This is a genomic window from Paraburkholderia humisilvae (genome assembly GCF_902859855.1).
GTDB classification, from domain to species: domain Bacteria; phylum Pseudomonadota; class Gammaproteobacteria; order Burkholderiales; family Burkholderiaceae; genus Paraburkholderia; species Paraburkholderia humisilvae.
Genome location: NZ_CADIKH010000208.1, coordinates 1 through 3,501 on the forward strand (window position 1 = coordinate 1; position 3,501 = coordinate 3,501).

A 3,501-nucleotide genomic window follows, 5' to 3' on the forward strand; every position below is an offset into this window, starting at 1 on the left:
TGCCTCATTGCGGGCCCGGCAGAATCGCTGGCCAGTGATCCGGATGGAGGGTATTGCCGCACCAAAGCCTGAGTAATGCTGCCAGTCATACCTGTCCCGTGATGATCTGAATCTGAAGAGGAATTTCGCCACACAGGCGCCGTGACGGAACGCCCCCGGCTTCGAAGCCCGGCAGGCCGACGCGGCCATCAGCGGCGCTCACACGGTCATCGACGGGCCGCCGCATGACAAAGCTGGAAAACGGCACTGTTGCCCGCCATGATCCTGGGAGCGTCCCGCATCGCCCTGCGCCCCATGCCGGGCGCGTGGATCTTATCCCGCTCCTCCTGCGCGCTCAAGCAGGCTGCCCAGTCCCTTTTCGCATTCGGGCGGGCATTTTGCGTACATGCAGTTCATGAAAACGCGTCTGTCATCCACATCTCCTGCCGAATCCGCCGCCTACCGGTCTCCCGACGGCGACGAACTGGCGGCGCTGCGCGCCTTGTATGCCGGCATGCCCGTCCGACAAGCAGCGGAGCCGTACCTACCAGCGCGCCTTGGAGCAGGGCGGTCGGACCACGGTATTCTCGGCGCCATTCGCCGGCGCTTGGCCCGCGTCGCACGAACGGCGGGGCGTCCAGACCTCGTCTCTGTGCTTACATGGAAAGCTGTGCCAAGGCTTGGCCCGGCCGGTGCCCGCCGGATTGAGGTATTCTTTGAAGCCCACCCGGCCTTGACGGAACGGGCAAGGGCACTTGTCGCCACATCCGTGCCGCCGGGGCCGATCGTGCCCTGGGCGCAGCTATGGTTGCTGCACGAGGTCGACGGTTCGTCCGAGACGTTCCGCGCGCCACGCGAGACCTGCACGCTCGATGCCGACAATGACTACACCGCCGTCCAGGCGTGACTGTCGCTGCATGAGTCGCCCGCAACGTTGAGAACCTTTCGCAAGGAAGCCGAGCGCCTGATCCTCTGGGCAATTGTCGAGCGTGGCCGCGCGCTGGACCGGCCCGGCACGGCCGCGCTCGGCGCCAGACTGGCGGCCCTTCACCGGCGCATTGTCCGCGCGGTCGGCCTCGCACGCGCTCTCGGTAGTGGGTGGCCTGCTCCTCTACACAAAATGCGTATAATGCGCATAATCAGCAAGGAGATTCCATGACCACCATAACTGCAACCGATTTGGCTCGGCGCACAAGCCAGATTCTCGACGACGTCCTCCGGGGCGACGAAGTCGTCGTCGAACGAAATGAAACACCGATCGCGCGGATTATCCCGGCGCGGCGCGTCGTCACCGTGGCGCAACTTTTGGCGACGTTGCCAAGCGGAATGACTCGCAAAGAAGGGCAAGCTTGGCAGGACGATATGAAGGGTGGCCCCTTCGATGACCGCGTGGGTGAGCCGTGGGCGTCGTAATCGACACTTGCATCTGGATCGGCCTGTTTAATGGCCAGATCGACCGTGAAGCATTGCTCGCAGTAACGAAGGACGTCCCCGCTTACGTTTCAGTGGTCACGATTGGGGAGCTCGAATACGGCAAAGAGGCCTGCGCAGATCCGGCCCTTCGAATTCGCCGTGCTCGTTTCCTCCAATCGGTCGAAGAACTGCCTGTGCTTGAAATCACGCGACACACGGCGTCGATCTTCGCCATGCTGTGCGCCGCAGACAAACAGGCCGGTGGGACCCCACGCAGGCGTTATCACGATCTGTGGATTGCAGCGCTCGCGATTGAGAACGACTGCGCGGTGGTAACAGCGAACCCGGATGACTTCAAGCGGCTGCCCAACCTCGAACTCAGAGAGATAGAACTCACGCCGAGGCATTGAGCCGACGCGATAAGGTTGTGTCGCAATAACGATGAAAGAATGAGTAAAGGGATATGAGTAGGACTGCCTACGTGATTAGAGAGTGAAGCCGCAGTATCGCATCGCTTGCACGTCCCGTCGATTTCTCGCAGAACCTCTTGGGCGCTCCACAAGGACCGCCGATGCTGGCCACGGGCCGCCTCCTTCCTGTGTGCCCGCGGCCGGGCGCAGGTATTCATCTGTCGCCGCTGCGATCGCGGCAACCTCTATTGTGACGCCGACTGCGCGCAGGCCACCCAGCGCGAGAGCACTCGCGCGGCAGGTCACCGCTCGGGCTCTCGACGGGGCGCTGGTGCCACCGGCACGGCAACCTGACCCGCTGCTCAGCAGGATGCTTGCTGACGATGACGACGCCCCCTGGCTGCCGTCGGATTATCTGTTCGACTCGCCGATGCCGGAGACGCCGTCATGCGTCCGCTGAAACTGACCCTCGAAGGCTTTTATGGCGTTCGCGACGGAATGAAGCGCGGCGGCGTGACGCTCGATCTCGAATCGTTGCCTGGCAGTCTGATTGCGCTAACCGGCCCGAACGGCGCCTGCAAGTCGACAATCATGGACAACTTGGTGCGACGTGAAGCTGCATGAGTGATTGTTTGGCGAGGGCAACTCAACCAAACCTACCATTCCTCTGGTAGTAGCCTAGGAATGCAGGCGAAGCTGGTAGCAGCACCGTCTGGAGCCATTCTGACAATGTATCACCACCCCGAAAGGGTGAAGCCGACGCCGTGAGGTCGAAGCGGAACTGCAAGCATCACGCGGTGGGGAGCTAGGCTGGGAAGTATGGTGAACATATGTGAATCGATGATAAATCCCGTAACCATGAATGAGCCAAAGATGCTGACAGGCTCGAGCCAAAACGGCGCTGTGAGTGGTTCTGGTTTTCAGCTTTAGCCAGACGAGGACGCAATACTCACCGGGAAAGAGTCGACACCTAAGGCGGAACACTTTCTTCTGTATCGCACGGCGGACGATACGTAGACCGGCCATGCTGCCTGACGGCACGGTGGCCGACGGCAAGGCCGAGACGTACGACCATTGCATCGAGACGATCTGCAGCACGCTGGAGACGTTTTTTACCAGCGTGGTTTCGGCGCAGAACCGGCGGCGTCCGCTCGCGTCCTACGGCAAGCGAGATCAAGAGCCTGCTCGCGGAATTTTTGAAGATCGCTTTACCGTCGAGTCCGGGGTAAAGGTATTCTTCGCCGACCCGCACAGTCCATGGCAGCGTGGCACGAACGAGAACACGAACGGCCTTCTGCGACAATACTTTCCAAAGGGCACAGACCTATCTAGGTGGAGCGCTCGAGAGATCCAGGCCGTTGCCAATGCACTGAATACCAGGCCCCGGGAAACGCTTGGTTGGAAGACTCCTGCCGAAGCTCTGGACGAATATCTAAAATCTGTTCAACAATCTGGTGTTGCGACGACCGGTTGAATCCGCCTTGACAGCCCTGGTCTGAATGCAGGATCACGCCTTCGTGGCGTCGCTGCCGCAATGCCATGTCCAGTGCCCGCAGCATCAGTTCGGTGTACAGGTGGTTTGACATCGCCCAGCCCACGATACGCCTGCTGAACACATCCAGCACCACCGCCAGATAGAGGAAGCCCGCGTCGGTCGGCACGTAGGTCGCGTCCGCCACCCACAGCACGTTTGCCGTGT

The 3,501-nt window shown here is 61.1% G+C and carries 3 protein-coding genes and 3 pseudogenes; 5 read left to right on the top strand and 1 reads right to left on the bottom strand.

Translation table 11 applies throughout. The features are described from left to right. Nucleotides 1-394 precede the first annotated feature (394 nt). The 5 genes and pseudogenes from HV796_RS40810 to HV796_RS45070 form a co-directional block, all read left to right on the top strand. Nucleotides 395-1,085, top strand: a pseudogene (locus HV796_RS40810) (phage integrase family protein); the annotation flags it as partial. Nucleotides 1,086-1,134: 49 nt separating this feature from the next. After that, nucleotides 1,135-1,392 (top strand): type II toxin-antitoxin system Phd/YefM family antitoxin, encoded by a 258-nt coding sequence (locus HV796_RS40815; RefSeq protein WP_175233358.1) that lies wholly within the window; start codon nt 1,135-1,137, stop codon nt 1,390-1,392. After that, nucleotides 1,380-1,802 (top strand): PIN domain-containing protein, encoded by a 423-nt coding sequence (locus HV796_RS40820; RefSeq protein ID WP_175233359.1) that lies wholly within the window; start codon nt 1,380-1,382, stop codon nt 1,800-1,802. The genes HV796_RS40815 and HV796_RS40820 overlap by 13 nt, the downstream gene beginning before the upstream one ends. A gap of 447 nt (nt 1,803-2,249) precedes the next feature. Beyond that, complete coding sequence (locus HV796_RS40825; RefSeq protein WP_175233357.1) at nt 2,250-2,426, top strand: hypothetical protein; 177 nt, start codon at nt 2,250-2,252, stop codon at nt 2,424-2,426. A 583-nt stretch (nt 2,427-3,009) separates the two neighbouring features. Continuing rightward, nucleotides 3,010-3,276: pseudogene (locus tag HV796_RS45070) on the top strand (IS30 family transposase); the annotation flags it as partial. A 7-nt stretch (nt 3,277-3,283) separates the two neighbouring features. On the opposite strand, the pseudogene HV796_RS45075 reads toward HV796_RS45070, so the two are convergent. Then, nucleotides 3,284-3,501 (bottom strand): annotated as a pseudogene (locus HV796_RS45075) (DDE-type integrase/transposase/recombinase); the annotation flags it as partial.

Excerpts from the sequence above, each read along its gene's own strand:
- HV796_RS40815 (WP_175233358.1), top strand. The coding sequence starts at position 1,135 with ATGACCACCATAACTGCAACCGATTTGGCTCGGCGCACAAGCCAGATT.
- HV796_RS40825 (WP_175233357.1), top strand. The coding sequence starts at position 2,250 with ATGCGTCCGCTGAAACTGACCCTCGAAGGCTTTTATGGCGTTCGCGAC.